Genomic DNA, 4,300 nt, shown 5'->3' on the forward strand with positions numbered 1-4,300 from the left:
TCGCCAATCCGCTCGCATCGCTTGACCATTTTTCCAGCCCCAATCTGTCGCTGGCCGTCGAGATCGGGCAGCAACCGCTCGAGCGCGACCAGATCGATGTCCGGGCGTGCCTCGGCGATGGCCGCCAGCACCGATCGGAGGGCCGGCATATCCACCTTGGCCAGCCAGTTCGGGTCCGCGGCGACGAAGTTGCCGTTGGCGTGGCGCCCACCCATGAAGCGGGCGATCCGGAACGGCCCCTTCGAGGCAACCTCCAGCGCCAGCGAAAAAACCGGTTTGCCCTCGGCACTCAGCGTCGCGACGAGCAGGTCCGGTCGTGTCTCGGCCGCCCAGTTCAGGATCCAGGCAGCACTCTGCGCCGGACCAAACAGAGCCGAGCGGCAGAACTCGGCATAGGCCGCCAGTCCGTCCGTGGACGCCACCGAGATCGACAGGCCGGCACGGTCCCGTGGCAAGGCGCGCGACGATGCCTCGGTTGCCGCAAGCCGATTGCCGTCAAATGACGCAGTTGCGTCAACCATACCTCAATCCTTAGGGCGTATTGGTCGCGATTTGGGGGTTCGCATAGGCGCATTCCGTGCTTGGATCAGCCTAGGCGCAAAAGGTGAATGAATGATCGACGGCGGGGAGGCAATCCGGAAACTGGCGCTGAACGTCGCCCGCTATACCGGCCTTGCACCGCTGGCCAAGCCGTTCATCGGCGGCATTGGCGCCATCCTGATGCTGCACCGTGTTACCGCGACGCCGGAAAAGCCGGACGGCGTCAACCGGCATCTGAATATCGCGCCCGGGTTCCTCGATGCCATGATCGCCGACATGAAGGCGCATGGCTATGCCTTCGTCTCCATGGACGAAGCCGTCGAGCGCATCAAGGCGGGCGGCAAAGGCGGTCAGTTTGCCACGATCACCGCCGACGATGCCTATCGCGACAATATGGTCGAGGCGCTGCCGGTGCTGGAGAAGCACGGCGCGCCGATCACCATCTATGTCGCGCCCGGGCTGATCAACGGCACAGCCGACCTGTGGTGGGACGTTGTCGAGGACATCGTCAACGCGCGCGATACCTTGACGCTGACGCGGCCGAAGGGTCCGCTGACGATCGATTGCTCGACCCCCGCGAAGAAGCTGCAGGCCAATGCACGCCTGCACGCCTATCTCACCTCCGAAATCCGCGAGAAGGACCTGCAGGCGGTGTTGCGCGATCTGGCTCGCGCAAATGGCATCGACGCCGACGGTCCGCGCCTGCGCACATTGATGAACTGGGACGAAATCCGCCGCATCGCCGCGCATCCGCTGGTGACGATCGGCGCCCATACGATCAACCACAGCAATCTGAAGCGGCTCTCCGAAGCCGATGCCCGGCACGAGATCGGCGCCGTGCGCGCCATGTTGCTGGCCGAACTGGGCGAAGAGCCCCGCCATTTCGCTTACCCCTATGGCTATGCGAGTGCCGTAGGCTGTCGCGAAGTCGGCTTTGCCCGTGACGCAGGCTACACCTCTGCCGTGACGACGCGCCACGGCGTGCTGCGCGCCGAACATGCCGGGTTCCTGCAGGCTTTGCCGCGGATTTCCGTCAACGGCCGCTATCAGAGCCTCGCCCATATTCGCACCATGCTGTCGGGCGTGACGACGCCGCTCGCCAATGCCGGCAAGATGGTCGTCACCATCTGACGCTGGCGGTTTCGCCTAGCGCTTGGCCCTCGGCTCCAGCATCAGCCATTTGATGATGCCCATTGCCGGCAGCACCCAGACCAGGCCGCTGAGCAGGAAGAACAGGAAATGCACCCACGGACCCGACTCCGACAGCCGGGCGACCGCGAAGATCGATGCGACCAGCGCATAGATGATGACCAGCGCCACCAGCAGAAACATTCCGATCAGCTTTTTCAGGCGCAGGGGCATGGTTGGTCTCCTGATCGAGCATGCCGGAATTTGCACAGGCGGCCTGGCAGGCTCAAGGGGTAACGGCCTCGCATAGGCCTTGAGGCGAGACTGCGCAACCGGTGAGACGCGGCGCGACGGCGTGCCGCGCCGGATGGTCTTGCCAGCACGGGTGCGATGGTCCACCAATCCGCCAAATCAACCTGCCGGGACAAGATCATGGCTGCCATATCAGCTGCCGCGCCATACGTCGCCCGCGACCGCGACCTGCATAACCGGGCGCTGCTGCGCGCCTGGCTCTATGTGGTGCTTCTGGTGCTGTTTGCGCTGGTGCTGGTCGGCGGCGCCACCAGGCTCACCGATTCCGGCCTGTCGATTACGCAGTGGAAGCCGATCCATGGCGTGATCCCGCCGCTCAACGATGCCGAGTGGCAAGAGGAATTCCAGCTCTACCAGCAGATCCCGCAATATGCCGAGCTCAACAAGGGCATGGGCATCGAAGCGTTCAAATCGATCTTCTGGTGGGAATGGGCGCATCGCATCCTGGCGCGCAGCGTCGGCCTGGTCTTCGCCTTGCCGCTGCTGTTTTTCTGGGCAACGCGCCGCATCGAGCGCGGCCTGGGTCGGAAACTCGTGGGCATTCTGCTGCTTGGCGGCCTGCAAGGCGCCATCGGCTGGTGGATGGTGGCCTCTGGCCTGGTCGACCGGGTCTCCGTCAGCCAGTACCGCCTGGCGACCCACCTGACCCTTGCCGCACTGATCTTCACCGCCACCATGGTGGTCGCGCGCGGGTTGGCGCCGCATTCCGAGCCTGCCGCCGATAGGTCGACGCAGAGGCTGGCCGGCTTCATCGTGCTGCTGGCGCTGATCCAGATCTATCTCGGCGGCCTGGTCGCCGGGCTCGATGCGGGTCTGAGCTACAACACCTGGCCGCTGATGGACGGCAAGATCATTCCCGGCGATCTGCTGATCCTCGAGCCGGCATGGCGCAACTTCTTCGAGAGCCCGAAGACGGTGCAGTTCGTCCATCGGCTTGGCGCTTACACGGTATTCGTCGTGGCCTTGTGGCACATGATCGCCACGCGCCGGCGGCTGCCAGGCTCGACGCATGCGCGCCGCGCGACGCTGCTGTTTCTACTGGTGCTGGTGCAGGCCTCGATCGGCGTCGGCACGCTGCTCATGCATGTGCCGTTGCATATGGCGCTGACCCATCAGGGATTTGCGCTGATCGTGCTGGGCTTTGCAGCAGCCCATTGGCGCGGCACCAAGGGCGCCTATCCCTTGCCGACGGGAATAGCGCTCAGGGGCTGATCCCGAGCCGATCTACTGGGTCGGATCAGAAGCTTGCCCGCACCGCCCGGATCGCCTTGACGATCGACAATTCGCGATTCTCCTCGACCGCATTGTCGTCCTCGTGATGCCAGGACGCCGACAGGCATCCATAGGCAATGGCATGATCGAGGATAGCGGTCGGTGTCTGGCTCAGTGTTCTGGCAAAGATCTCGGCCATATCAGCGATCCGCTTCGGATCGAGGCAGAGATCGTCCCGGTCGAGCGGGTTGTAGAACATGTTCGCCGCGTCGAAGCCGGGATCGCCGAGCACGCCCTTCGGATCGATCGCCAGCCAGCCGCGCGGCCCGTGCAGGATGTTTTCGTGATGCAGATCGCCATGCAGGGGCCTGATGTCGTGCGGATCGGCCAGCAGCCGCTCGGCGATGACGGCTGCCTCGACATAGAGGCTGTCAAGGCCGGCGTCGCGATCGGTATTCGCCTTGTCGAACAGGCTGGCGAAGCGTTCCCGGAGCGGCTGAAGCTCGGGCGGGTAGGGGGCTTTCCCCCGTGAAAACAGTTTTGCCATCAGCTCCGCCGCGATTGCGGTCGCGGCAAAGTCGCCCTGTTCGTCGAGAACCTGCTGCAGCAGGGTTTCACCGGCATATTCGAGCAGCATGCTGTGGCCGTCGCGGCCGAGCAGACGCACCGCGCCTTCGCCGCGCCGCCAGGCGAGATAGTGCTCTCCGCGCAACTCGTCGGCGACGTCATCGAAAGGCTTCAGCGCCTTGACGATCGCCGGCGATCCGTCTTCGCGCAAAACCTTCCAGATGCGGCTCGAAAAGGTCTCGGCAACGAGTTCGGGCGCGCTGACTTTCCAGCGCGCCGGAAAGGCTGGCGTGTCCATCAGAGGCCGAGCATCAGATCCATGTTCTGGACGGCGGCACCCGAGGCGCCCTTGCCGAGATTGTCGTAGACCGCCAGCAGCAGGGCCTGCGCCCGTTTGTCGTTGGCGAAGACATAGACCTTCATCCGGTTGGTGCCGTTGTAGATCTCCGGATCGATCTCCGGCATGCGCTCCGAATGCGCATAGGGCGCCACCTCGACCACACCGCCCTTGATGGCGGCGAACTGGTCGGCAATCGCCGCA

The 4,300-nt window shown here is 64.4% G+C and carries 4 protein-coding genes and 2 pseudogenes; 2 read left to right on the plus strand and 4 right to left on the minus strand.

The features are described 5' to 3' along the window. Positions 1 to 521: pseudogene (locus ENZ74_RS23605) on the minus strand (GNAT family N-acetyltransferase); the annotation flags it as partial. 91 nt (positions 522 to 612) lie between these two features. Between ENZ74_RS23605 and ENZ74_RS23610 the strand changes: the two are divergent. After that, entirely contained in the window at positions 613 to 1,671 is a 1,059-nt protein-coding gene (locus ENZ74_RS23610; protein ID WP_063167778.1) for a polysaccharide deacetylase family protein, read from the plus strand. A 15-nt stretch (positions 1,672 to 1,686) separates the two neighbouring features. Here ENZ74_RS23610 and ENZ74_RS23615 read toward each other — a convergent pair whose 3' ends face one another. Beyond that, complete coding sequence (locus ENZ74_RS23615) at positions 1,687 to 1,902, minus strand: DUF2842 domain-containing protein (protein WP_063167779.1); 216 nt, start codon at positions 1,900 to 1,902, stop codon at positions 1,687 to 1,689. A 198-nt stretch (positions 1,903 to 2,100) separates the two neighbouring features. Between ENZ74_RS23615 and ENZ74_RS23620 the strand changes: the two genes are divergently transcribed. Further along, a complete protein-coding gene (locus ENZ74_RS23620; RefSeq protein WP_082826667.1) occupies positions 2,101 to 3,192 on the plus strand; it encodes a COX15/CtaA family protein in 1,092 nt (363 codons plus the stop codon). Positions 3,193 to 3,217: 25 nt separating this feature from the next. On the opposite strand, the gene ENZ74_RS23625 is transcribed toward ENZ74_RS23620, so the two are convergent. Together ENZ74_RS23625 and ENZ74_RS23630 are read right to left on the minus strand one after the other, a co-directional pair. Further along, the gene (locus ENZ74_RS23625) at positions 3,218 to 4,060 is read right to left on the minus strand and encodes an aminoglycoside phosphotransferase family protein (protein WP_199489656.1); all 843 of its coding nucleotides are present in this window, start codon (positions 4,058 to 4,060) and stop codon (positions 3,218 to 3,220) included. Then, positions 4,057 to 4,300: pseudogene (locus ENZ74_RS23630) on the minus strand (N-acetyl-gamma-glutamyl-phosphate reductase); the annotation flags it as partial. The pseudogene ENZ74_RS23630 and the gene ENZ74_RS23625, both read right to left, overlap by 4 nt.

This window comes from Mesorhizobium sp. M7A.F.Ca.CA.002.15.2.1 (assembly GCF_003998715.1).
Lineage (GTDB): Bacteria > Pseudomonadota > Alphaproteobacteria > Rhizobiales > Rhizobiaceae > Mesorhizobium > Mesorhizobium ciceri.

What these genes read in the sequence shown, in the direction of transcription:
- ENZ74_RS23610 (WP_063167778.1), top strand. Translation starts at nt 613, where the DNA reads ATGATCGACGGCGGGGAGGCAATCCGGAAACTGGCGCTGAACGTCGCC.
- ENZ74_RS23615 (WP_063167779.1), bottom strand. Translation starts at nt 1,902, where the DNA reads ATGCCCCTGCGCCTGAAAAAGCTGATCGGAATGTTTCTGCTGGTGGCG.
- ENZ74_RS23620 (WP_082826667.1), top strand. Translation starts at nt 2,101, where the DNA reads ATGGCTGCCATATCAGCTGCCGCGCCATACGTCGCCCGCGACCGCGAC.